The sequence below is a fragment of the Kribbella sp. NPDC056345 genome (genome assembly GCF_042262745.1).
Taxonomy (GTDB): Bacteria; Actinomycetota; Actinomycetes; order Propionibacteriales; family Kribbellaceae; genus Kribbella.
In genome coordinates, this window is the sequence record NZ_JBHJQQ010000001.1 from 777,906 (window position 1) to 801,168 (window position 23,263).

Below are 23,263 nucleotides of genomic sequence, written 5' to 3' on the forward strand. Positions count from 1 at the left end.
CGCCAGAGCATCACAACTGGCCGGGCGATGACCTTCCACGCTGGGCCAGGGAGCGCAGCGGGCAATTGTGATGGCCTGGGGGTCCGCACGAGGCTCACACGAGTAGCTCGTCGCTCTCCCTCGCGGGCTGCGGTGCAGCGACGCGCCAGCGGTAGAAGCCGATGGCCAGATCGACGACCACGAAGGCCGCGAGGGACAGGCCGAGGAGCGGGAGGAAGAGGCCGGCTCCCACCGCCAGCACCAGGATGGTGAGCAAGGCCGGGATCGGCAGCTCACGCCAGGCACCGCGGCGGGCGGGGCGGCCGAACCGGAGCGAGTGGCTTCTGGTCGGCCGGCGCAGCCACCACATCCGGTAGCCCCAGATCACCATCGCCACGATAGTTCCGGCGACGATCAGCAGCCCGACCTGATTCACCACTCCGAACAGCACACCCATGTGGGCGTCGATCCCCCACCGCGAAAGCTTCGCCGCCAGCGGATAGTCGGCGAACCGGACGACATCGACCACCTTGCCCGACATCGGATCGACGGCCACCGCGTCGGCCTGCGTCGGCCACGCCTTCCCGATCTCCTGGACGGTGAACGACGTACCGGCCTTCTTCGGCGCGGTGATCTCGAGCGGACCGTCCAGCTGGGCGGATCGCGCCGACTGCAGGGCCTGATCCCACTGGTCGGCCTTGGGATCGACCGACCCGCCGGGCATCTGGTGACCCTCGTGACCAACATGATCCGCCGCGGTGAGCGCCGTACTGACCGTGGGTGTCTTCCACTGCAGCGACGCCCGCAGGTCTCCCACGTTCTCGCCGGCGTAGGTCGACCAGGTCAGGCCGGTCGCCGACAGGAAGAGCATCCCCACGATGACCCAGGTGCCAAGGACACCGTGCCACGACAAGGTACGCCGTCGCGCGCTGCCGGTGCGTTCGACCCGAACCCGGGATCCGGTCCGGCGGCCCGTCCACCACAGCACGAGCCCGGCCAGCGCGACCACCCACAACCACGAGGCCGCGAGCTCGCTGTACAGCCGGCCGGGCGTGCCGAGGTGCAGGTTCGCATGCAGATGCGACAGCCAGGTCCGGAACGGCAACGCACCGCTGGAGCCATAGGCAGTCAGTTCACCGGTGACCGCGGCGGTGGCCGGATTCACGAACACCGCAAGGCGTTCCGACTCACCGAGGCCGGGTCCGTCGAACAGGACCCGGGTCGTGTCACCCGGCCCGGCGGCCGGACGTACGGCGAGCAACGTGCCATCTGGCTGCCGCTCCCGAGCTGCCGTGACCTGCTCGCTGAGCGGCACCGTCGTACCGGAGCTGTCCACGAACATCGTGTCGCGGTAGAGCGCGTTCTCGATCTGTGGCGCCAGCGCGTACACGAAACCGGTCAGTGCGGTGACGAGCAGAAACGGGCCGACAAGGATGCCGGCATAGAAATGCAGCCGCACCAGCAATGGCCTGGTCCGGGACAGAGCGTCAGCAACTGGGGGCATTCAGTCACTGTGGTGGGCTCATGTTGCCTGGACCAACCACTCCGGTTGCCGCCGAGTTTCTCTTTGCTCTCGTCAGTTATGTGCCACTGAGAGGTCACCTGGGCAGGTAGGTGTCCAGGTACTCGTTGCGGAACTTGCCGTCCGGGTCGTACCGGCCGGCCAGCGCGATGAAGTCGCCCACCTTCGGGTAACGCGCGGCGAGGGTGGCGGCATCGGCGGCGAAGACCTTGCCCCAGTGCGGACGGGTGTCGAGCGGGGCCAGCGCCTCTTCCAAGACCTCCAGGACCGGCCGTACGGCGGCCTCGTCCTGGATCCAGGTGAAGTGCAGCGCGACCGTGTCCCGCCCCTGGCTCGGGCTGAGCCAGAGGTTGTCGGCGGCAATCGTCCGCACCTCGGAGACCTGGATGACCTCGGCAAACTGCTTGCCGAGGGCCCGCAAGATCTCGACCGCCTCGGCAGCACGCGCCCGCGGAACGAAGTACTCGGACTGCAGTTCGTCCCCGTTGCTCGGCGTGAACTCGAGCCGGAAGTGCGGCAGCCGCTCGTGCCAAGGACCCGGTACGCCGCCCTGCTGGGTCGCGTAGTCGGCCGGCATCACCTTGATCGGGTGCCGCGGGCCGTCGGCAACCTTCGCTCCGAGCCACTCGCGCTCGTACGACGCGGTCTTTTGCTTGCGCCACACCATCACGTCGGGATCGACCCAGTCGGTGAACGCGCTGACGCTGTAGGCGCTGCTCATCACCCTGTCGAAGTCCGACTGCAGTCGCCGCACCGGCAGGCCGTCGTACACGACCTGACTGATCTCGTACGTCCGCTCCACGTTGAGCGTGAGGCTCACGATCACGCCGAGGGCGCCCAGCGAGATGACCGCCCCGTTGAAGTCAGGGTCGTCGCGGGTCAGCGTGACCAGCTCGCCGGACGAATCGACGAACTTGATCGCGTAGACGGCGTCGGCCAGCGGCCGGTTCGTGTCGCCGGAGCCGTGCGTCCCCGTCGAGCAGGCGCCGGCCACCGAGATGTGCGGGAGCGAGCCGAGGTTGTGCAGCGCCAGGCCACGGGCCTGCAGGGCCGCGGTGATCTCGCCGTACCGCAGACCGGCCGACACTGTCACGCCGGAGGTACCGATCTCGAGCACCTTCGGCAGGTCCGCGATGCTGACCAGCGTGCCGGGCGTGTCGGCGATCCGGTTGAACGAATGCCCGGTGCCGAGCACCCGCACCTTCTCGGAGCGAGCCACCAGCTCCTGCAGCTCGGCCACGGATCGTGGCCGCTCGAGCACACTGGAGAATTCAACATTTCCGGCCCAGTTTGCAACCACGGCGCGTCCCTTTCCGTCGTACCGGTCCCAGCTGACTCTTTCACACCCCTCGACGTTAAGGTCGGGGAATCGTCTCTCGGAGAGGAATCACCTTGCGTTTCGACATGACCCGTCGCCGGGTCGCGCTCAGCCTCGGCCTGGCCGGCCTGCTGGCCGCCGGTACCGCCACCACGGTCGCCCTGACCGGCCCCGAAGCATCGCAGGCCGCGACGACCACCACCGCCGCCGCGACCCGGGCGATCAGTTGCGACACCAAGGCCGGCAGCTCGGACTTCTACGACGGCCCGTCGGCCTCGAAGAAGTACGACGCCCGGTTCAGCAACAGCGCCTCGCTGCCGCACCTGGGCAAGTACATCCCGCAGGGCATCGGCACCTGGTGGAACTGGTCCGGCAAGAAGAACCTGCTGCTGGTCACGATGTACCACCCGGGGCAGCCGTCGCTGATCGTCGGCATCGACCCGGCCACCAACAAGGTCGTCGGCGACGTCAAGATCGACGAGACGCACGGCGGCGGCATCACCACGTCGATGGGCTGGGCGTTCGTCCAGGGCAAGACGAACGGGATCCGCAAGTACAAGCTGTCCACGCTCGCCGCCAAGATGAAGGAGGCCGGGACGCCGACGATCAAGCCGGTCGGCGCCGAGCGCAAGGTCTACGGCGCGTCGTTCCTGACCAGCTACGGGGACTCCCTGTGGGCCGGGAAGTTCAACGACAAGGGCCGCGACAAGATGTACGAGTACAAGATCAAGGCCAACGGCTCGCTGGTCACGGTCAACCGGGCCTGGGAGGTCCCGACCAAGACCCAGGGCCTGCTCGTCACCAAGTCGCACTTCGTCTACAGCACGTCGTTCGGGCGCGACAAGCTCAGCAACCTGTACGTCGTGCGCCGGGGCCAGCCGGATCTGGACAAGGCCAAGCTGTCCTGCTTCCGGGCGCCGAGCATGTCCGAGGGCATCACCGAGTTCGGTGGCCGCGCCTACCTGGTGTTCGAGTCCGGCGCCTACAAGTACCGCTCGGACCCGAAGACCAAGAACGTGATCACCCGGTTGCACAAAGCATCGATTTCGTCACTGACCAGCCTGGCGTGAGGTGATCGGGCGCCGTCCGATGGTTGGATGGCGCCCGATGACCATCTGCTTCTCGATCGCCGGGTTCTGGTTCCTGATCTTCTTGATCAGCTTCCTGTACGACCGGCGGCTGTTCCGCAACAGCATCTTCCTGGTGCTGGCCCTGATGTTCGCCGGGCTCGGCGCGATCTTCGCCGTCGAGTCGGTGAGCCGGGGCCTGGCCGAGGTCCTGGTCTACGGGATCCTCTTCCTGATCCCGGTGACGATCGCCGTGCTGGCCGTGTTCCTGGTGATCAACGGCGTCACGATGCTGCGCCGCGAAGGCCGGCGCCCGGCCAACCTGCTGTCGCTCGCGGCCGGGGTCGGGATCTTCGGGCTGGTGATCTTCGGGGTCATCTCCTACCTGATCGACTTCCGGCCGCTGTCCGCGCTGCTGACCGCGATCACCGGGGTGCTGACCTATGTCTCGTTCCTGTTCGTCTGTTTCCTGATCTACGCCTTCGTCTACAGCCGGGTCCGCTCGTCGCGGAAGATCGACTTCGTGATCGTGCTCGGCTCCGGGCTGCGCGGCTCCCGGGTCCCGCCGCTGCTGGCCAGCCGGCTCGACCGCGGCAAGCTCGTCTACGACCGCGCGATCCGCAAGGGCCGCAACCCGATGCTGATCACCTCCGGCGGCCAGGGCCCGGGTGAGGACATCCCCGAGTCGCACGCGATGGCGACGTACCTGGTCGATCACGGGGTTCCCGCGGACCGGATCCTGCGGGAGGACCGGTCGACCTCGACCACCGAGAACCTGCTGTTCAGCCGCGAACTGATGGTCGCCCGGGTCCCGAAGTACCGGTGCTTGATCGTCACGAACAACTTCCACGCCTTCCGGGCCGCACTGACCGCCCGCAAGGTCAAGGTCAACGGTCAGGTGGTCGGGTCGCCGACCGCGCGCTATTACTGGCCGACGGCAACGATCCGCGAGTTCGTCGCGATCCTGTTCAGCCACAAGTGGATCAACGGCATCATCTGCGGCGTGCTCTTCGTGCTCCCGTTCGTCCAGTTCATCTAGCGCAGCATCAGGATCGCTGCGGTGATGCCGGCGATGACGATCAGGGCGCGGAGGAGGCCGCCGGGAATGCGGCGGCCGAGGTGGGAGCCCAGGTAGCCGCCGACGATAGAGCCGGCGGCAAGGAGGGCGGCGGCGGTCCAGTCGACCTCGGCGATCACGACGAAGATGGAGCCGGCGACGACGTTCGCGGCCAGCAGGGACAGGGTTTTGAGGCCGTTGACGACGCGCAGCTCCAGGTCGAGACCCAGCCCGAGCACGGCCATCATCATCACGCCGGCGCCGGCCCCGAAGTAGCCGCCGTACACGCCGGTCAGGGCGGTGAAGAAATACGTTGCCGGGGACATCGAAGTCCGCAGTGCGTGCGGGTGATCGCTGCGGGCGCGCAGCCAGCGGGAGATGCGCGGCTGGGCGCCGACGATCAGGCAGGTGAACAGGATCAGCCACGGCGCCGCGGCAGCGAAGACGCCGGGTGGCAAGGCGAGCAGCAGTACGACGCCGCCGATCGAACCGACCGCGCAGATCGCGACCACCGCGATGGTGACCGGCCGCGGTACCTCACGCAACTCGCGGCGGTAGCCGAACGAACCGGACAACGCACCGGGAAGCAGGCCGATCGTATTCGAGACGTTCGCGACGACCGGCGGGATCCCGAGCGCAATCAACACCGGAAAACTCAACAACGACGCAACACCCACCGTCGACGTGAGGATTCCGGCACCGAGACCCGCAGCGATCACTGCAAGATGCTCAGCGCCTGTCATTGGTTGTCCCGTAGGAGGGCTACGTCGGACACGAGCATCACGTGTTCGTGCATGGCGAGGGCTGCTGCGGTGGGGTCGCCGGCGGCGATGGCTTCGGCGACTTTGCGGTGGCCGGCGAGTGAGTCCTTCGGGCGGCCGGGTTGGGACAGGGACTCCAGGCGGGTTTCGCGGATCAGGTCGTGGATCGTCTCCATCATCTGCGCGAGCAGCGACGACTGGGCCGCGGCCGTGACCGCGCCGTGGAACGCCTCGTCCGCCTCCACGCCGCGTCCGCCCGCGGCGATGTCCCGCTCCATATCGGCCAGCGCCGTACGGATCGCGACCAGGTCGGCATCGGTACGGCGGGTTGCGGCGAGCGCGGCGAGTTTCGACTCGAGTGCGTCGCGCGCGTCGATGATCTCGGGCAGCCGGTCGGCGTGCGCCCGGATCGCCTCGATCACCGGCCCGGTCCGGGCCCGCTCGGTCAGCACCGTCCCATCGCCGTGCCGGACCAGCACCGCGCCGATCACCTCCAGTGCCACCAGCGCCTGGCTCAGCGTCGCCCGGCTCACGCCCAGCCGCTGCGCCAATTCACGCTCCGGCGGCAGCCGGTCCCCCGGCTGCAACCCGTTCTCGCTGATCCAGGTCCGGATCTGGTCGGCCACCTGTTCGTACAGGCGGGAGCGCGGCACCGGACGGGGAGGTGGCGGCAAGTCCATGCCCCCACTGTATTGACAGATGGCTCATTGGACTATTGGCTAGGCCACTCAGCCAATACTACTGTGAGGTAGGGCACGAAATGGGACCGGAATGGGTGGCGATCCTCGCGCTGGTCGCGTTGTTCGTGGTGGGCACGGTGCTGCCGATCAACATGGGCGCGCTGGCGTACGTCGCCGCGTGGCTCGTCGGCATGTACTCGCTGCACCTGTCGGAGAAGGAGATCCTGGCCGGGATCAGCGGTGATCTCGTCCTCACCCTGATCGGCGTCACGTTCCTGTTCGCGATAGCGAAGAACAACGGCACCGTCGACCTGATAGTCGCGGGGGCGGTGCGAGGAGTCGGCGGGCGGGTCGCGCTGATCCCGTGGGTGATGTTCGCGGTCACCGCCGTACTGACCGCGATCGGTGCCGCCAGCCCGGCGGCCTGCGCGATCATCGGGCCGATCGCCCTCGGCTTCGCCGCGCGGTACCAGATCAACCCGCTGATGATGGGCATGTTCGTCGTCCACGGCGCCCAGGGCGGCGGCTTCTCGCCGATCAGCATCTACGGCACGATCACCAACTCGGTGATGGCCGACAACGGCCTGCCGAACAGCGAGCTGACCGTCTTCTTCTCCAGCCTGGCCGTCAACCTGGTGATGGCGACCATCCTGTTCGTGGTCCTCGGCGGCCGCAAGCTGCTCGCCCAGCGGGCCGACCAGCTCGAGCTGCCCGAGCGCACCGGCGACGAGCCCCAGGGCGCACGCCGCGATCAGATCCTGACCCTGATCGCGTTCGTCGGGGTCGCGGTCGTCGCACTGGCCTTCGACAAGAACATCGGGTTCGTCGCGATCACCGCCGCGGTCATCCTCGCGATCCTCTCCCCGATCAAGAACAAGGACGCCGCCAAGCAGGTCGCCTGGCCGACCGTCCTCCTGGTCGCCGGTGTCAGCACGTACGCCGCGATCCTCACCCAAGCGGGTTCGCCGCAGTTCGTCGGCAAGTGGGCCGCCGGGCTCGGTGCGGCCGTGATCGGCGCACTCGTGCTCTGCTACGTCGGCGGTGTGGTCTCGGCGTTCGCCTCCTCGACCGCGCTGCTGCCGGTGATCATCCCGATCGCGTTGCCGCTGATCGCCCACGGCCATCTGAACGCCGGCCTGTTCGTCGCCGCACTCGCGGTCGCCTCGACCATCGTCGACGTCAGTCCGTTCTCCACGAACGGCGCCTTGATGCTCGCGAACCGCCCGGACACGATCACCGAACCCGTGTACTACAAGCAGATCCTGACCTACAGCGTGATCGTGGTCGTCGTCGGACCGCTGCTCGTCTGGGCGGCGCTGGTGGCCCCGGGATGGTGAGTACCGCGCGCGGTCTGATCAACGCGTTCCTCGACACCGACTCGTTCGAGTCCTGGGATCAGCCGGCCGTGCAGGTGGCCGATCCCGAGTACCAGGCGCAGTTGCGCCGCGCGGCCGAACGAGCCGGTACGGACGAGGCCGTGCTGACCGGGCGTGGCAGCGTGCACGGGCGGCCGATCGTCGTACTGGTGAGTGAGTTCGCGTTCCTGGCCGGGTCGATCGGGCGGGTTGCCGCGGAGCGCATCACGGCCGCGATCCGCCGCGCGACCGCAGAGCGGCTGCCGATCGTGGCGTCGACGGCATCCGGTGGGACGCGTATGCAGGAGGGTGCACCGGCGTTCGTCGAGATGATCTCGATCTCGACCGCGTTGATGGCGCACAAGGCGGCCGGGTTGCCGTATCTCGTGCATCTGCGGCACCCGACGACCGGCGGCGTGTTCGCCTCCTGGGGTTCGCTCGGGCATGTCACCGTGGCCGAACCTGGTGCACTGATTGGGTTTCTCGGCCCGAAGGTATTCGAGGCGCTCAACGGACAAGCCTTCCCGGAAGGTGTGCAGACCGCCGAGAATCTCGCTGCGCACGGCGTGATCGACGGTGTCGTCGCGACGGCCGATCTCCCGGTCCTGCTGGACCGGGCGCTCGCCGTACTGGTCGATCCACCGGTCGCGCCGCAACTTCCGCGCCGTACCGGATCGATCGATCCTGGTGATGCCTGGGCCTCGGTCCTGCGCACGCGGCGGCCCGAGCGCGCCGGCGTCCGCGACCTGCTCCGGTACGGCGCGACCGGGACCGTGCGGTTGACCGAGCCGGACGCGAGTGTGCTGGTCGCGTTGACCCGGCTCGACGGTCAGCCGTGTGTGGTCGTCGGCCAGGATCGTTCGCAGTCCAAGCCGATGGGCCCGGCCGCCCTCCGGCAGGCGCGCCGCGGCATGAACCTGGCCGAGTCGCTGGGCCTGCCGCTGGTGACGGTCATCGACACTGCGGGTGCCGAACTCTCCCCCGCCGCCGAGGAAGGCGGGCTGGCCGGTGAGATCGCGCAATGCATCGCCACCTTGGCCACGCTGACCGTCCCGACCCTCGCCATCCTGCTCGGCCAAGGCACCGGCGGCGGCGCACTCGCCCTCCTGCCGGCCAAGACCGTCATCGCCCCCGAACACGCCTGGCTCGCACCACTACCACCCGAAGGCGCCAGCCAGATCGTCCACCACGACGTCGACCACGCCGAAGCCCTGGCCAGGCAGCAACGCATCACCGCCCTCGACCTCCACCTCAGCCGCACCATCCACCAACTCATCCCCGAGAACACCGACGACACCGCCGCAGATCTGGCCATCGCAGTCGTCGCAGAGGTCGCGGCACAACTCCATCGCGGCGCCCACTGAGCGAGACGCAGCCACGACACTGCTCCCCTCACCAGGCAGACTGTTGTAGTGACCGGGCAGCTACGCATCGAGATCCTCGGCCCGCTACAAATCCTGCACCACGACGAGCCGATCACCGTGGGCGCCCATCGTCTCCAGGCCCTCCTTGCCGTCCTGGCCCTGCGCGCCAATCAGGTCTGCACACCGGAGGATCTCCTCGACCTGGTCTGGCACGACAACCCACCGGGCACCGGCCTCAAGGTCCTCCCGCCGTACATATACCGTCTCCGCCGCACCCTCCCGGTCGATGTCGTCCACCATACGTCGAACGGCTACGTCCTGCGGCTACCGCCCGACGCCCTCGACATCACCGAGTTCGAGGCCATCGCGACGCACGCGGGCCAACTCCGCGATCGCGGTGACCTCAACGCGGCAGCCGCGGCGTACAACCAAGCTCTGGCGCTCTTCCGTGGCGAACCGCTGTCCGGGCTTCCCGGTCCGTACCTTGCTGCGCAGCGGCGCCGGCTGCTCGAACGCCATGACCGAGTCTTCGCCGACCGCGTCGACCTCGACCTGGATCGTGGCCGGACCGCCGAGCTCGTCGCCGAACTGGTCCCGGCGGTAGCCGCCAGACCTTTCGACGAACGCCTGGCCGGCCAACTCATGCGAGCTCTGGCAGCCGATGGCCGCCAGGCCGACGCACTCGACGTCTACCGACGGGCGCGCGACGTACTCGTCGACCAGTTGGGCGTCGAGCCCGGCCCGGGGCTGCGCGAGATCCAGCAGGGTGTCCTCCGCAACCAGGAGGCGGCTCGCACGCGCGACGAACTCCCGTACGCGGGCGCTGTCTTTGTCGGACGGGAGGCCGAACTCGGCCGGCTGACCCAGGCTCTCGGCGGCAGTGGCAGGTCGGCACCGCCGATCGCGGCCATCGACGGGATGGCAGGCACCGGGAAGACGGCGCTGGCTCTGCACGCCGCGCGCCGACTGGCCGCCCACTACCCCGACGGTCTGCTGTTCGCCGACCTGCACGGTCACACGCCGGGTCACCGTCCACGCGACGTCAAGTCCGCACTGGACCACCTGCTCGTCGGCGCCGGGGTCGGCGCGACAGCGATCCCGGCGAATCTCGAGGAAGCACAGACGTTGTGGCGGGCGACAGTGGCCGGGCGGCGACTGCTGATCGTGCTGGACAACGCCCTCGACAGCAGCACGGTCGTCCCCTTGCTGCCGGGTTCACCGACCTGCGGCGCACTGATCACCAGCCGCAGTCAGCTGACCGGACTCGACGTCCACGAACGCCTACATCTCGGCCTGCTGGACGCACCCGACGCGACGGCCCTCCTGACTCAACTGGTCGGTGCCGACCGCACGGTCAAAGATGTTGCTGCAAGCAACGGTCTCATCGCCCGCTGCGGCAACCTCCCACTCGCGCTCCGGATCGCCGGTGCCCGCCTGCGACATCGCCCCACCTGGACCGTCGCCCACATCAACGAGCGCCTCGACCGTGTCGGCCGTCGGCTCTCCGAACTGACCGCCGACGGGCTCGGAATCTCCGCTGCGTTCGCCCTCTCCTACGAACAACTGCCGCCCGACCAGCAGAACTTCTTCCGGCTGCTCAGCCTGCTGCCCGGCCGCGACCTCGACCAGTACGGCGCCGCTGCGCTGACCGGACTCGACCCGCACAAGGCCTCGGATCTCGCCGAGTCGCTCGTCGACGCCAATCTGCTGGTCCAGCGAGCCCCTGGCCGCTACGAGTTCCACGACCTCCTCCGCGAGTACGCCACCCATCTCACCGAATCCACCGATGCACCGGAGTTCCGGACAGCCGCCCGCGACCGCCTGCTGGAGTACTACCTCCAGGCCTGCTTCCACCCGTTCTGCGAGCAGGAGGGCATGCGCTACTTCGATCCTGGACCGCGCCCGCCACAAGCCGTGCCACCGCACGCCACGCTCAAGGAGGCGAAGGCCTGGGCCGACGCGGAGGCCGACAACCTGGCGGCAGCGGTGGAGTACGCGGCCACGACCGACGACCACGTCCGGACCTGGCAGCTAGCTCTGTCCGTGGTCAATTATCTGGAGCGTCGCGGAAAGATCCAGCACCAGGACCAGGTCCTCGACCTGGCGCTGGTGGCCGCCGGCACGCTTCACGACCGCGAAGCCGAGGCGCGGATCCTGCTCGCTCGCGGCCGCTTGATCCGTCCGCAGCGTGGGGCCCGGCCGTCCGCCGAGCAGTTGCGGCGAGCCCTGGATCGGTTGCCCGCGGACGGCGACCTCCTACTCCGTGCTCGGATCCTGTCCGGTCTGGGGAGTGCGCTGCGGACACTCGACCCGTACGGCGAGGCCCTGACTGTGCTGGAGGAAGCAACCCAGCTGGCTCGAGAGTTGCGCGCGGACCGGCTGCTCGCAGCCAGTCTGTCCTCGATTGGCATGCTGCACGGCAATGCGTTCAACTTCGAGGCAGCAGTCGTCGCCCATGAGGAGTCCGTGGCTGCCTTCCGCCGGTTCGAACCCACTGGCCTACTGGCCGACACACTGGCCAGTCTCAGCATCAATTACCTGGCCCTGGACCGAGTCGATGAGGCGATCGCGACCGGGACCTCGGCGTACGAGCTTGCCGTCGAGCTGGACAACAAGTTCAGTCTGCCCTGGGCCCTGGGCGCACTCGGTGCGGTCTACCGCGACAGCGGCCGCGATCTCGCGCGCGCGGTCGATCTGCACCGGAAGGCCCACGAAGCGGCGCAGAAGACCGGCTCGAAGCTCACCGTCTGGGCCATGGAACTGCACCTCGGGAACAGTCTGCTGGCAGCAGGCGACGCGGACAGCGCCTTGGAGTGGTTCGGGCCTGTCCTGGATGGGGCGATGAGGGACAAGGACCATGTGTACGTCATCGCCGCCCACGAAGGCCTCGCTGATCATGCCGCGGCGGCCGGTGATTCGCTCACCGCCGTCGATCACCTCAGCCAGGCGATCGCCTTGGCCGACGAGCATGTCCCGCCTCGCAGCCACGCCCTCCGGAAGAAGCTGGACGCTCTCAGGGGGTGAGGCAGTCGGTGGCTCCGTTGCGCCATTGGTGGTCGTAGCGGCCGGCGACCTTGGTGATGAAGTCCTCGATGCGGTTGTTGTCCAGGGCATCCAGTTTGTCCAGGCGTTGCCAGGCTGTCAGAGCGATGCCCGTGGGGAGGTCTCGGTAGGGTGCAACGATCACGTCGCGGGGGTGGCGGCGGCCGATGCGTTCCAGGCGGTCGATGTCGGCGGGGCTGGTGCCGGCGGCGTACTGGAGGAGCACGTGGCCGTGTTCGAGGATGTGGACCTGGAGCTCGGGTGGGATGGGCGCTCGGTAGATGCCGGGGATGACGACCCTTGGTGAGTGTGGGCCCGAGGTGGGCGGAATGGTTTTGTACGGATCGTGCGGGGCGTTGTGGTACGCGAGGTGACGGTTGCCTTCGGAGGGTTGGGGAGTGCCCGGAATCTCGTGGCAGGGCAGGGCTTTGCGGTCGTTGAACTGGCCGAGGAGGACGCCGAAGGCGAAGCTGGACATGGTGAGGACGCTGAGGGTGGTCACGAGGATGCCGACGGCGAGACCGAAGCGCTTCTTCATGCTGCGGCCGCCCTTCGCCGGTTGCGGATCGCGACACCGAGCGGCAGGAAGACGTTCAGCGAGGTGAAGGCGAGCAGGATCAGGCCTTCCAGCCAGTAGAGACTGAACGGCGGTGCCTGCAGCAGTACGCCGAACGCCCAGCCGAAGGTGACTTTCGCGCTCGGCACGATGAAGTGAACGGCGAACCAGACCATCCAGATCAGCCCGGTGATATACAGCAGCCGATACCAGCGGGCCACCCGGAGATCGCGGTCGTGGGCCGTGCTCAGGACATTCGCCTCGGCGGGGGTGAGACGGCGTACCAGGCGTTTCAAGGACAACCGGGTGACCTGGTGCAGGTTGCCGCAGCCGGTGGCGGTGGCCATCACGAGGTACATGTCGGTGCGGAGGTAGGCCAGGGTCTGGAAGGCGAGTTTGGCGACCTGGCTCAGGACGACCATGGCGAGGATGCGGATCAGCAGCGGCGACAGGTCGATCCAGCCGCGCGACCACGCGTAACGAGGGGCGACCGCGAGGACCAGTACGACGCTGTCGATCGCCATCCCGGCGAGGAACGGGCCGTAGCGCTTGGCCGGTGGCAGCGCCCACAGGCCGGACAGGTCGGTTTCGAGGACCGGGAAGATCCCGCGCCGCTCCAGCCGGAGCCGGGACGGTACGCCGACGGCCGCGCCGGCGAAGGCATGCCAGATCTCGTGCAGGAAGGTCAGTGCGATCACGACCACGTTGGTGACCAGCAGGCTCAGCACGATGTCGGGGAAGACGAACGTGTCCTCGTACGTCGGTCGCAGCGACGGCTCGATCACGAACATCACCAGCGTGATGGCCAGGCAGGCGCCGTACACGACCCAGGCGGTCGGCCCGAAGAACGGCCGTACCCAGCGGGCCGGGATACGGGAGATCGACCAGTGCTGGGACCCTTCCGCGGATCGGGTGATCCCCGCGTCGCGCAGTACCTCCAGGAAGTCGGCGGCGTCTATCACCTCACCGGTCTCTTTGTGAACCTGCGCGGCCGCCTCCTCGACGGTCCGGCCGGCCACGAAGAGCTCGACCAGGCGGGCCCCGAGCTCCGGTACGACGACGAAGTTGCCGCTGGCCGGATCGCCGACGACGTACTCGTCCTCGCCTTCTTTCCGTACGACGACATGCGCGAGGCTCATGTCCGTACTCATCGCCACCCGCAGGTCGGGCAGGTGGCGCCGGGGGTCGGGCGGACGGTGTAGTGGTAGGTCAGGTCGGTCAGGCTGAGGTGGTACATCAGGCCGCGGGTCGTGGTCGGGATACCGCCGAGGTGGTAGACCGCGTCGAGTGCGGCGAGGTGGCCGGTCAGGTTGGCGGTCGGCGCGATCACCGCGTGGCCGGTGAACGGGAACAGGTCCTCGGGCTCCTGACCGTACTGATCCCGCAGCCGGTCCCGGACGCTCGGCAGGCAATCCGGGCAGCAGGTCTCCCCCGGCACGAACAGGCCGACGACGGCCATCGGACCGGCGTACTGAGCCAGCATCCACGGGGTCTTGGTGCGGAGTGCGGCCGCGTTCGTCCACTCGCGGATCGTGTGCATCGGCTGATCGGCGCACAGCATGAGCAGGTCGCCCTGGTCCATCAGGTAGGCGACGGCGTCGGCCGAATCGACCTTGAGCTCCTCGCCGGTGACGACCGTATGCCTGTTGAGTTTGCTCAAACGTTCGACTGCGACCGGGATCTTCGGCTTGCCCAGATCGTCCTCGGTGTACAGCAATTGGCGGGTCAGATTGCCGGCCTCGATCACGTCGAAGTCGGCACAATGCACCGCGCCCACCCCGGCTGCGACAAGTGATGCAGCAACCGCTGAGCCGGTACCACCAAGACCCAGTACGACGACTTTGCTCGCCTTCAGCCGGGCTTGTACGTCGTACCGGGACGGGCGCGGAGTGAGGTCGACCCAGGCGTAGTAGGTGAGCGCGCGGTCGTAGCGGTCGACCTCCTCCGGACTCAGACTGTCCGGAGGTGGTGCGGCCGCGTCCTCGACGTACCCGGCGTCGATGATCGCCTGCATCGCTTCGGCGGCCTCGGCTGCCGTCAGGTCGTTGCCCAAGGCTTCGATGATCTCAACGCGTGTTCGGCTTCCGTCCATCAGGCCCAGCAAGCGCCAGACCACACCGTCCTCGTCGTCGATCTCGGCGCCGATCCCTTGCTGCCGGCCACCGACCGACACCAGCGTCGGCGTCAGTCGCGCCGGTTTGTGGATCCCCTTGATCCGCGGTTTCTCCATCGAGCCCCTCCCCAGAAGCGCGCGAACCGGGGCGTGGTCGGCGCCACGCCCCGGTCCTGATACTGGTGACTAGCCGCAGACCTCGTTGCGGCAGCCCGGATCGGTCACGATGATCGCGGTGGTCTCCAGCTTCTCCAGCCGGCGCACCATGATCTTGCGCGGTTCCGGCGTGGTCTCGACCTTCTCCATGACGGTTTCCCCTCTTTGTCGGGCGGCATTACAGGAAACGGCGGGCCCACCGCGACCCTCAGTAGAACACCGAACCCCGATCCACGGGATGGGGGAAATCCCCATGATTTCAAGGCCTTTTCAAACCCTCGAATGAGAATCGGTACCACTAGGACGGATAAAGGGAATGCGCGACGCCGGCGAATTGCATCATCGGTGCCTGGCCGGCATTGTTTGCGGTGCGGCGGCTTTGGTAGCACGATCCGACCGGGTTCTTGCCTGATCCGCTCCCTCGCGGCCGGGATCGGGCAAGGCGGGGTTTACTGGGGTCATGGACGCTCTGACCTCGCTGCGGGATCTGGTGCTGGCGATGACCGGTGCCCCGGATCGGTGGATCGAGGTCGACGGGATGACGCTGGTGCAGAACTCGCGGATGACCGAATCGATGGGTTCGACGACCAACCCGACGGTCGCCTTCGTGCTGCAGGGCGCCAAACAGTCGACGGTCGGCGAGCAGATCTACGACTACCGGGCCGGGCAGTTCCTGATTGTGACGGTTGATCTGCCGATGATCGGGCGGGTCACCGAGGCGTCGGAGGAGACGCCGTTCGTCGGGCTGGGGATGCCGCTGCGGGCCGCGCTGATCGCCGAGCTGCTGCTCGAGGGACCGCCAGAGCTCCGCCGGGTGGCGACCCGTGCCGCTCCGGGGCTGGCGGTCAGTACGGCGGATGAGCACTTGCTCGATGCGATCACCCGGCTGCTCCGGCTGCATCGTCGGCCGACTGACTACCAGGTGCTCGCCCCGGGCATCATCCGGGAGATTCACTGGTGGCTGCTGACCGGTTCGCAGCAGTCGCTCGTCCGCCAGCTCGGCGACACCGAATCCGGTACGACGCTCGTCGCGGCGGCCGTGCGCTGGATCCAGCAGAACGTCGATCAGCCACTCCGGATCGACGAGCTGGCGGCCGGGGTCGGGGCCGGCGTCTCCACGCTGAACCGGCATTTCCGCGCGGTCACCCAGCTGAGCCCGCTGCAGTACCAGAAGGCACTCCGGCTCCAGCGCGCCCGGCTCGCGCTCCTGTCCACCCGAACCGAGATCGCCCGGATCGGGCACGAGGTCGGCTACCAGTCGCTGTCCCAGTTCAGCCGCGAGTACCGCCGGATGTTCGGCGTACCGCCGTCGGCCGACCGCGCCGGTGCGGCCGCGACGCTTTAATTCGGCGGTTGACCCAACAAAGTCGGGACAACTGCTTCCCAGGAAGCATTCCTGGACCTTAGAGTCCCCACTGCCACGGATAGTCCGCCGTCCATCACCATCCGTGGCGTGAGGAGCTTCCATGCGTCCACGCGTTGGTGTCTGGTTGTTCGGAGCCCGAGGATCGGTCGCGACCACGACCGTGGCAGGCGCGGCCGCGCTCGCCCACGGCGCGCCACCGGCCGGAGTGGTCACCGCCGGGCCTGCGTTCAGCGGTGCCGGGCTGGTGCCGATCGAGAGTCTGGTCTTCGGTGGTCATGACGTCACCGACACTCCGCTCAGCAAACAAGTCGAGCGACTCGTCGCCGGTGGGGTCCTTCCAGCCGGACTCGACGGGCTGATCGCCGCGGAACTGGCCGCGGCCGAGAGGAACCTGGTGGTCCTCCCGGTCGCCGCCAACCAGGCGGAGCTGATCACGCGGATGGCCGAGGATCTGCGTGCCTTCCGCCTGCGCAACGACCTCGACCAGGTCGTGGCCATCAACGTGGCCTCGACGGAGCCGCCGTACGAGGTCGGGTACGACGACGTCGCCGTACTGCGGGAAGCGCTGCGGAGCGGGAATCCGCTGCCGGCGAGTTGTGTCGCGGCGCTGGCTGCGTTCGAAGCGGGGGCCCCGTTCATCGACTTCACGCCGTCGACCTCGATCCGGCCGCAGGTGATCCGGGACTGGGCTGTTGAGCGTGGAATGCCGTTCGGTGGGCAGGACGCGAAGACCGGAGAGACGCTGGTGAAGAGCGTGCTCGCGCCGATGTTCACCGCCCGCGCTCTGCCGGTCCACGCGTGGTCCGGCACCAACCTGCTCGGCGGCGGCGACGGCGCCACCCTCGCCGATCCACGCGCGGCTGAGTCCAAGAACGTGTCCAAGGAACGCGGTCTCACCGACATGCTCGGCCCGGACGTGGCCGGCCAGGTCCACATCGACTACGTGGATCCGATGGGCGACTGGAAGACCGCCTGGGACCACATCCTGTTCTCCGGCTTCCTCGGCGTCCGCATGACCCTGCAATTCACCTGGCAAGGCTGCGACTCCGCCCTGGCCGCTCCCCTCGTCCTGGACCTGGCCCGACTGTCGGCCCTGGCTCTGGAACGCGGTCACGTAGGCCCCATGCCCTTCCTCAGCTTCTACTTCAAAGACCCCATCGACTCCACCGAGCACTCGCTCCCCACCCAGTACGACGCCCTAGTCCAGTGGGCCCACGGATGACCCCGCGACTGGCGCCACTCTGCACCCATCCCCCGACTGTGCGAACCGTGCCGTCGCGGGGGCACGGTGGGTTCAGTCGCGGGGGTGTGGCATGTTGAGGGCGTTGGTGGAGCTGGTGCGGGCGCCGGCTGGGTTGACGGTGCCTGGGGATGTGCTGGCCGGGGCTGCGGCGGTTGGGGATCTGCGGGTTGGGCGGGCGGTTGGGTTGTCGGCCTCGTCGATCTGCATTTACTGGGCCGGGATGGCGTTGAACGACTGGGCCGATCGGGAGCTGGATGCGGTCGAGCGGCCGGAGCGGCCTATTCCGTCGGGGCGGGTGCCTGCGCAGACTGCGTTCAACCTGGCAGCCGGGCTGACCGCGGGTGGGCTCGTGCTGTCGGCATTGAGTGGCGGCCGGTCCACGCTCGCCACGTCAGCCGCGCTGGCCGCCACCGCGTGGACGTATGACGTGGTCGCGAAGAACACGATCGCGGGCCCGGCGGTGATGGCCTCCGCCCGGGCGCTCGACGTACTGGTCGGTGCGGGCGCTGAACGGCGGCGTGCGCTCGCCCCCGCGCTCGCCGTCGGCGCCCATATCCTCGCCGTCACCACCCTGTCCCGAGGCGAAGTCCACGGCGGCACACCAACCCCCGCCAGAGCTAGCCTCGCCACCACCGCCGCCCTAACCCTCCTCGCCTCCACCCCACAACCACGTGCTCCTCACCTGAGGCTCGGGTGGGCTACGGCGGCTGCGTTGGCTGGGTGGTTTGCGCGGGGGGTGGTGCCGGCTCAGTTGGCTGCGGCTCGGGAGCCTGATGCTGCGCATGTTCGGGGGGCTGTGGGGGCTGGGATTCATGGGCTGGTGCCATTGCAAGCGGCTTGGGTTGCTCGGGCGGGGGCGCCGCGGTTGGGGGCTGGGTTGGCGTTGGCGTTTCCGTTGGTGAAGGCGTTGGCGAAGAAGGTGTCGTCGACATGAGGCTCGGTTACGGGACGAACGGGTTTGCGAACCATCGGCTGGCCGATGCGCTGAGCGTGATCGCGGACCTTGGATACGACGGGGTTGCGCTGACGTTGGACCACAACCACCTGGACCCGTTCGGGCCGTGGTTGCGGGAGCGGACCGCTGAGGTCGGGCGGTTGCTGGAGCGGCATCAGCTGAGCGTGGTGATCGAGACCGGTGCTCGGTACGTGCTGGATCCGTTCCGCAAACACGCGCCGACCCTGCTGCACACCGATGGCGCCGAGCAGCGGATCGACCTGTTGCAGCGAGCGATCCAGATCTCCGCCGACCTCGGGGCCGAGGCGGTCTCGTTCTGGTCCGGCATCCTGCCGCCGGAGGTGGAGCCGACTGTCGGTTGGCAGCGACTCGTCGCCGGATGCGAACAGCTCGCCGGGTACGCCGCCGACCGCGGCGTGCGGCTCGGGTTCGAACCGGAGCCCGGCATGCTCGTCGACGACCTGGCCGGCTATCTCAAACTCCAGGCCGAGGTCGGCAGCGATGCCCTCGGACTGACCCTCGACATCGGGCACCTGGTCTGCAACGAGCCGCAGTCACCACCCGACTGCATCCGCACCGGAGCGCCGTACCTGGTGAATGTGCAGATCGACGACATGGTCCGAGACGTCCACGAACACCTCGAGTTCGGGACCGGCGAGGTCGACTTCCCACCGGTTTTCGACGCGTTGCGCGACGTCGGGTACACCGGTCTCGTCGCGGTCGAGCTCCCCCGGCACTCACACGCCGCGCCGACTATCGCGCGCGACTCCATCACCTTCCTGAAAAATGCACAGATCCGCGAGGCACAACGATGAAGGCCGCCGACCTTCCCGTTGATGTCTCCGGTCTCCGCGACCAGCCCCTGGCCGAGGTGTTCCCGGCCGTCGGCCGGATCGTCGGTCGCGAACTGCTCGGCAACGGCTGGACCACCGACGAGGCCGCCCGCGCTGTCCTGCTCGCCGGAGCGAGCGCCGCCGAGATCGCCGAGATCTATCGGTACGGCGATGCTGCCGAGAAACGTGCCGTCCTCAAGGCGCTCGCCTTGGACGAGGTCGCCACCACCATGAGCGTGCGTGGTGTCGAGCTGCTGGACGACGCGATCCGGACGAACGATCCGAGACTGATCACCGCCGCACTCGGGTCGCCGTACGCGACCGAGAAGTTGCCGATGGCAAGTTTTCGGCACGCGGTCCTGAAGTGTGTCTTCGCCGGAATCCCGCTGGCCGAGGTCGACGGTCTGCCGGACCGGGTGGACGCCGAGCTGCTCCGGATGATGTCCGACTTCGCGGCCGAGCGGACGGCCGCAGGCCGCGCCGTACCCGCCGATCTCACGCCGTACCTGACCGAGAGGTGACTGGACCGATGCGCATCTTCGACCCGCACATCCATATGACGTCCCGGACCACCGACGACTATGCGGCGATGGCCGCGCACGGCGTCCAGGCCGTGGTCGAACCGGCCTTCTGGCTCGGCCAGCCGCGGACCAGCGCCGCGTCGTTCGTCGACTACTTCGACGGGCTGATCGGCTGGGAGCCGTTCCGGGCCTCGCAGTACGGGATCAAGCACCACTGCACGATCGCCCTGAACCCGAAAGAGGCGAATGATCCGCGGTGCCGCGAGATCCTCGAGGTGCTGCCGCGGTACCTGGCCAAGGACGGGGTGGTCGCGGTCGGCGAGGTCGGCTACGACTCGATGACGCCGGCCGAGGACGAGGTGTTCGCGCACCAACTCGAGCTCGCCGTCCGGTTCGGGCTGCCCGCGCTGGTGCACACCCCGCACCGCGACAAGGCGACCGGTACGACGCGGACGCTCGACGTGGTCCGGGAGTCGGGGATCGCGGCGTCGTACGTCGCCGTCGACCATCTGAACGAGGTCACGGTCGAAGAGGTCGCGAACTCGGGTTGCTGGATGGGCTTCTCGATCTACCCGGACACCAAGATGGATCCGGATCGGATGGTCGCGATCCTGCAGCGGTACGGCACCGAGCGGATGCTGGTGAACTCGGCCGCCGACTGGGGCCGCTCCGATCCGCTGCGCACGTATGCGACCGGGCAGGCGATGCTCGCCGCGGGCTTCACCGATGACGACGTCGACCAGGTGCTCTGGCGGAACCCGATCGCCTTCTACGGGCAGTCCGGCCGACTCGACCTGAGCTCGGTCGAACCGGCCGAAACCTATGCGGGCAACTCGATCCTGCGGGGAGCACCGGCATGAGGTTCCGGCATCCCGACGGCTCGCTCATCCACCTCGCGTACTGCACGAACGTCCACCCGGCCGAGGATCTCGACGGCGTGATCGCGCAGCTCGACAGCTGTTCGGCGCTCGTGCGGAAGGAGCTCGACGTACCGGTTCTCGGGGTCGGTCTCTGGCTCGCTTTTGAGCTCGCCGAGCAGCTTGCGAACTCTTCGCAGGCGCTGGATCGGCTGCGGCAGGCCTTGCTGCGCAACGGCCTGGAGGTCGTGACACTGAACGGCTTCCCGTACGCCGGGTTCCACGACGAGGTGGTCGGGAAGAAGGTGTATCTGCCCGACTGGACTCAGCCCGAACGACTCCACTACACGCGCAACCTGGTCGACGTACTGGCGCAGTTGCTGCCGGCGGATGCCGCCTACGGCTCGATCTCGACGCTGCCGTTGGCGTGGCGGGACCCGTGGTCGGTCGACCAGGACACGCTGGCGCGGGCGGCGGTGAGCCGGCTGGAGATGCATCTGGCGCGTACCGAGGAGTCGACCGGGCGACGGATCCGGGTCGCGTTCGAACCCGAGCCGGGGTGTGTGATCGAGATGGTGCCGCAGGGTGCGGAGTGGCTCAGCCCGTACGGCGCGGGCGGGCGGATCGGGTTGTGTCTCGACACGTGTCATCTGGCGGTGCAGTTCGAGGACCCGGCGACGGCCTTTGCGGTGCTGGATCGGGCTGGGGTGCCGGTGGTGAAGAGCCAGGTGTCGGCGGCTCTGCACGTGGCTGATCCGGGTGATGCGGAGGCGCGGCGGTTGCTCGCCGAGTTTGCCGAACCGAAGTTCCTGCATCAGACGCGGGAGCGGGGTGGTCGTGGGATCGACAATCTGGATGCGCTTGATCAGTTGGCGGGTGCTGATGCTTGGCGGGTGCATTTCCATGTGCCGGTCCATGCGGCGCCGCGACCGCCGTTGAGCAGCACGACCGACGTACTGGAGGAATCGCTCGCTCACCTGGTGGGCGGTGAGCACCCGCGGACGCTGCATTTGGAGTCGGAGACCTACACCTGGTCCGTGCTGCCGTCGTCACCTCGTGACACGGCGGAGCTTGCCGAGGGGATCGCCGGTGAGCTGGATTGGCTGCGTTCGCGCATCACTGCTCTTGGTTTGGAGGCCGTATGACCCGGCAGGTCGTTGTCATCGATGTGGTCGGCTTGACTCCGCGGCTGCTGCGGAAGATGCCGCGGTTGCGGTCGTTGCCGTTGACAAGGAATCTCGAGACGGTACTGCCGGCGGTGACGTGTTCGGCGCAGGCGACGTTCCTGACCGGCACGCTGCCTTCCTCGCATGGAATTGTGGGGAACGGGTGGTACTTCCGGGATCTTGGTGAGGTGCTCCTGTGGCGGCAGCACAACCGGCTCATCCAGGGTGAGAAGGTCTGGGACATCGCCCGCCGGCGCGACCCGTCGTACAAGGTGGCGAACGTCTGCTGGTGGTACGCGATGGGCGCGGAGACCGATCTGCTGGTGACGCCGCGGCCGATCTACTACGCGGATGGGCGCAAGTCGCCGGACTGCTACACGCGGCCGGTCGCTTTGCACGATCGGCTGACGTCTCGACTGGGTGACTTCCCGCTGTTCAACTACTGGGGGCCGACTGCAAGCATCAAGTCGAGTCAGTGGATCGTGGACGCGGCGCGGGACATCCTCGCGACGGATTCGCCGGATCTGCTGCTGACGTATGTTCCGCATCTGGACTACGACTTGCAGCGGTACGGCGCTTCGTCCGTCGAGGCAACGCGTGCGGCGATCGAACTGGACGCCGTACTGGCGCCGCTGCTCGACGATGCCGCTGCCCGTGATGCCACGGTTGTTGTGGTGTCGGAGTACGGGATCACCGATGTCAGCCGCCCGGTCGACGTGAACCGCCTGCTCCGGCGCGAGGGTTTGCTGGAGGTGCACACTCAGGACGGGATGGAGTATCTCGACCCGTTTGCCTCGCGGGCCTTCGCGGTCGCCGATCATCAGATCGCCCATGTGTATGTGCGCGAGCCGGCCGACATCGAGGCCGTGCAGAAGCTCTTGTCCGGGCTGCCCGGTGTCGCCGAAGTACTGGATGCCGAAGGCAAGAAACGCCACGGCCTCGACCACGAGCGCGCCGGCGAACTGGTCGTCGTCGCGGAGCCCGACTCCTGGTTCACCTACTACTACTGGCTCGACGACGCCCGGGCCCCCGACTTCGCCCGAGCGGTAGAGATCCACCGCAAACCCGGCTACGACCCCGCCGAACTCTTCTTCGACCCCACCGACCCCCTGGTCAAACCACGAGCCGCCTCCTACCTCCTCCGCAAGAAACTCGGCTTCCGCTACACCATGCAGGTAGTCCCCCTGGACCCCTCCCCCGTCCGAGGCTCCCACGGCCGCCTCCCCTCAAACCCCGAAGACGGTCCAGTCTTCCTCAGCACCGACCCCACCCTGGCCCCCGAAGGCCCAGTCCCCGCCACCGCAGTCCGAGACCTTCTCCTGAAAGCCGCCAACCTGGCCTGACGTCCGAGA

At 68.0% G+C, this 23,263-nt stretch carries 20 protein-coding genes; 13 read left to right on the forward strand and 7 right to left on the reverse strand.

What is annotated here, in order from left to right:
* Positions 1–94: 94 nt before the first annotated feature.
* Both ACFCV3_RS03585 and ACFCV3_RS03590 read right to left on the reverse strand, forming a co-directional pair.
* The gene (locus ACFCV3_RS03585) at positions 95–1,483 is read right to left on the reverse strand and encodes a PepSY-associated TM helix domain-containing protein (RefSeq protein WP_376025746.1); all 1,389 of its coding nucleotides are present in this window, start codon (positions 1,481–1,483) and stop codon (positions 95–97) included.
* A 94-nt stretch (positions 1,484–1,577) separates the two neighbouring features.
* Positions 1,578–2,801 carry a D-arabinono-1,4-lactone oxidase gene (locus tag ACFCV3_RS03590; RefSeq protein WP_376025747.1) on the reverse strand — a complete coding sequence of 408 codons (1,224 nt, stop codon included), beginning with the start codon at positions 2,799–2,801 and terminating at the stop codon, positions 1,578–1,580.
* A gap of 104 nt (positions 2,802–2,905) precedes the next feature.
* Here ACFCV3_RS03590 and ACFCV3_RS03595 point away from each other — a divergent pair, with 104 nt between their 5' ends.
* The gene (locus ACFCV3_RS03595; protein ID WP_376025749.1) at positions 2,906–3,889 is read left to right on the forward strand and encodes a hypothetical protein; all 984 of its coding nucleotides are present in this window, start codon (positions 2,906–2,908) and stop codon (positions 3,887–3,889) included.
* A 37-nt stretch (positions 3,890–3,926) separates the two neighbouring features.
* Positions 3,927–4,925: a YdcF family protein gene (locus tag ACFCV3_RS03600; protein ID WP_376025750.1), complete on the forward strand. Its 999-nt coding sequence runs from the start codon at positions 3,927–3,929 to the stop codon at positions 4,923–4,925.
* Here ACFCV3_RS03600 and ACFCV3_RS03605 read toward each other — a convergent pair.
* On the reverse strand, positions 4,922–5,662 hold the full coding sequence (locus ACFCV3_RS03605; RefSeq protein ID WP_376025751.1) for a sulfite exporter TauE/SafE family protein: 741 nt from the start codon (positions 5,660–5,662) through the stop codon (positions 4,922–4,924). The genes ACFCV3_RS03600 and ACFCV3_RS03605 overlap by 4 nt on opposite strands.
* Positions 5,663–5,682: 20 nt before the next feature.
* Complete coding sequence (locus ACFCV3_RS03610; protein ID WP_376025753.1) at positions 5,683–6,384, reverse strand: FadR/GntR family transcriptional regulator; 702 nt, start codon at positions 6,382–6,384, stop codon at positions 5,683–5,685.
* Between the two features lie 80 nt (positions 6,385–6,464).
* On the opposite strand from ACFCV3_RS03610, the gene ACFCV3_RS03615 reads away from it, so the two are divergent.
* Genes ACFCV3_RS03615 through ACFCV3_RS03625 form a run of 3 tightly spaced genes read left to right on the forward strand, consistent with a single transcriptional unit; the run spans position 6,465 to position 12,127 of the window.
* The gene (locus ACFCV3_RS03615) at positions 6,465–7,721 is read left to right on the forward strand and encodes an SLC13 family permease (protein ID WP_376025755.1); all 1,257 of its coding nucleotides are present in this window, start codon (positions 6,465–6,467) and stop codon (positions 7,719–7,721) included.
* Positions 7,715–9,103: a carboxyl transferase domain-containing protein gene (locus ACFCV3_RS03620; protein ID WP_376025756.1), complete on the forward strand. Its 1,389-nt coding sequence runs from the start codon at positions 7,715–7,717 to the stop codon at positions 9,101–9,103. Before ACFCV3_RS03615 ends, ACFCV3_RS03620 begins: the two co-directional genes overlap by 7 nt.
* 48 nt (positions 9,104–9,151) lie before the next feature.
* Positions 9,152–12,127, forward strand: a complete 2,976-nt coding sequence (locus ACFCV3_RS03625; protein WP_376025758.1) for a BTAD domain-containing putative transcriptional regulator — start codon at positions 9,152–9,154, stop codon at positions 12,125–12,127.
* Here the strand turns inward: ACFCV3_RS03625 and ACFCV3_RS03630 are convergent.
* From ACFCV3_RS03630 to ACFCV3_RS03640, 3 genes are read right to left on the reverse strand one after another with little or no spacing between them, the layout of a single operon-like run.
* Positions 12,117–12,683 (reverse strand): DUF3105 domain-containing protein, encoded by a 567-nt coding sequence (locus ACFCV3_RS03630; protein ID WP_376025760.1) that lies wholly within the window; start codon positions 12,681–12,683, stop codon positions 12,117–12,119. The genes ACFCV3_RS03625 and ACFCV3_RS03630 overlap by 11 nt on opposite strands.
* Positions 12,680–13,840, reverse strand: coding sequence for a hypothetical protein (locus ACFCV3_RS03635; protein ID WP_376025762.1), 1,161 nt, complete (start codon positions 13,838–13,840; stop codon positions 12,680–12,682). Before ACFCV3_RS03635 ends, ACFCV3_RS03630 begins: the two co-directional genes overlap by 4 nt.
* Before the next feature lie 8 nt (positions 13,841–13,848).
* The gene (locus tag ACFCV3_RS03640; RefSeq protein WP_376025763.1) at positions 13,849–14,931 is read right to left on the reverse strand and encodes a ThiF family adenylyltransferase; all 1,083 of its coding nucleotides are present in this window, start codon (positions 14,929–14,931) and stop codon (positions 13,849–13,851) included.
* A 499-nt stretch (positions 14,932–15,430) separates the two neighbouring features.
* Here ACFCV3_RS03640 and ACFCV3_RS03645 point away from each other — a divergent pair, with 499 nt between their 5' ends.
* The 8 genes from ACFCV3_RS03645 (at position 15,431) to ACFCV3_RS03680 (ending at position 23,254) form a co-directional block, all read left to right on the forward strand.
* On the forward strand, positions 15,431–16,315 hold the full coding sequence (locus tag ACFCV3_RS03645) for an AraC family transcriptional regulator N-terminal domain-containing protein (protein ID WP_376025764.1): 885 nt from the start codon (positions 15,431–15,433) through the stop codon (positions 16,313–16,315).
* A 121-nt stretch (positions 16,316–16,436) separates the two neighbouring features.
* The gene (locus ACFCV3_RS03650; protein ID WP_376025766.1) at positions 16,437–17,558 is read left to right on the forward strand and encodes an inositol-3-phosphate synthase; all 1,122 of its coding nucleotides are present in this window, start codon (positions 16,437–16,439) and stop codon (positions 17,556–17,558) included.
* Between the two features lie 91 nt (positions 17,559–17,649).
* Positions 17,650–18,513: an SCO3242 family prenyltransferase gene (locus tag ACFCV3_RS03655; protein WP_376025768.1), complete on the forward strand. Its 864-nt coding sequence runs from the start codon at positions 17,650–17,652 to the stop codon at positions 18,511–18,513.
* Positions 18,510–19,349 carry a sugar phosphate isomerase/epimerase family protein gene (locus ACFCV3_RS03660; protein ID WP_376025770.1) on the forward strand — a complete coding sequence of 280 codons (840 nt, stop codon included), beginning with the start codon at positions 18,510–18,512 and terminating at the stop codon, positions 19,347–19,349. The genes ACFCV3_RS03655 and ACFCV3_RS03660 overlap by 4 nt, the downstream gene beginning before the upstream one ends.
* Positions 19,346–19,888, forward strand: coding sequence for an EboA domain-containing protein (locus ACFCV3_RS03665; protein ID WP_376025772.1), 543 nt, complete (start codon positions 19,346–19,348; stop codon positions 19,886–19,888). The genes ACFCV3_RS03660 and ACFCV3_RS03665 overlap by 4 nt, the downstream gene beginning before the upstream one ends.
* An 8-nt stretch (positions 19,889–19,896) precedes the next feature.
* Positions 19,897–20,748, forward strand: a complete 852-nt coding sequence (locus ACFCV3_RS03670; protein ID WP_376025774.1) for a TatD family hydrolase — start codon at positions 19,897–19,899, stop codon at positions 20,746–20,748.
* Positions 20,745–21,890, forward strand: coding sequence for a metabolite traffic protein EboE (gene eboE / locus ACFCV3_RS03675; RefSeq protein ID WP_376025776.1), 1,146 nt, complete (start codon positions 20,745–20,747; stop codon positions 21,888–21,890). Before ACFCV3_RS03670 ends, eboE begins: the two co-directional genes overlap by 4 nt.
* Positions 21,887–23,254 (forward strand): alkaline phosphatase family protein, encoded by a 1,368-nt coding sequence (locus ACFCV3_RS03680; RefSeq protein WP_376025777.1) that lies wholly within the window; start codon positions 21,887–21,889, stop codon positions 23,252–23,254. The genes eboE and ACFCV3_RS03680 overlap by 4 nt, the downstream gene beginning before the upstream one ends.
* Positions 23,255–23,263: the final 9 nt, after the last annotated feature.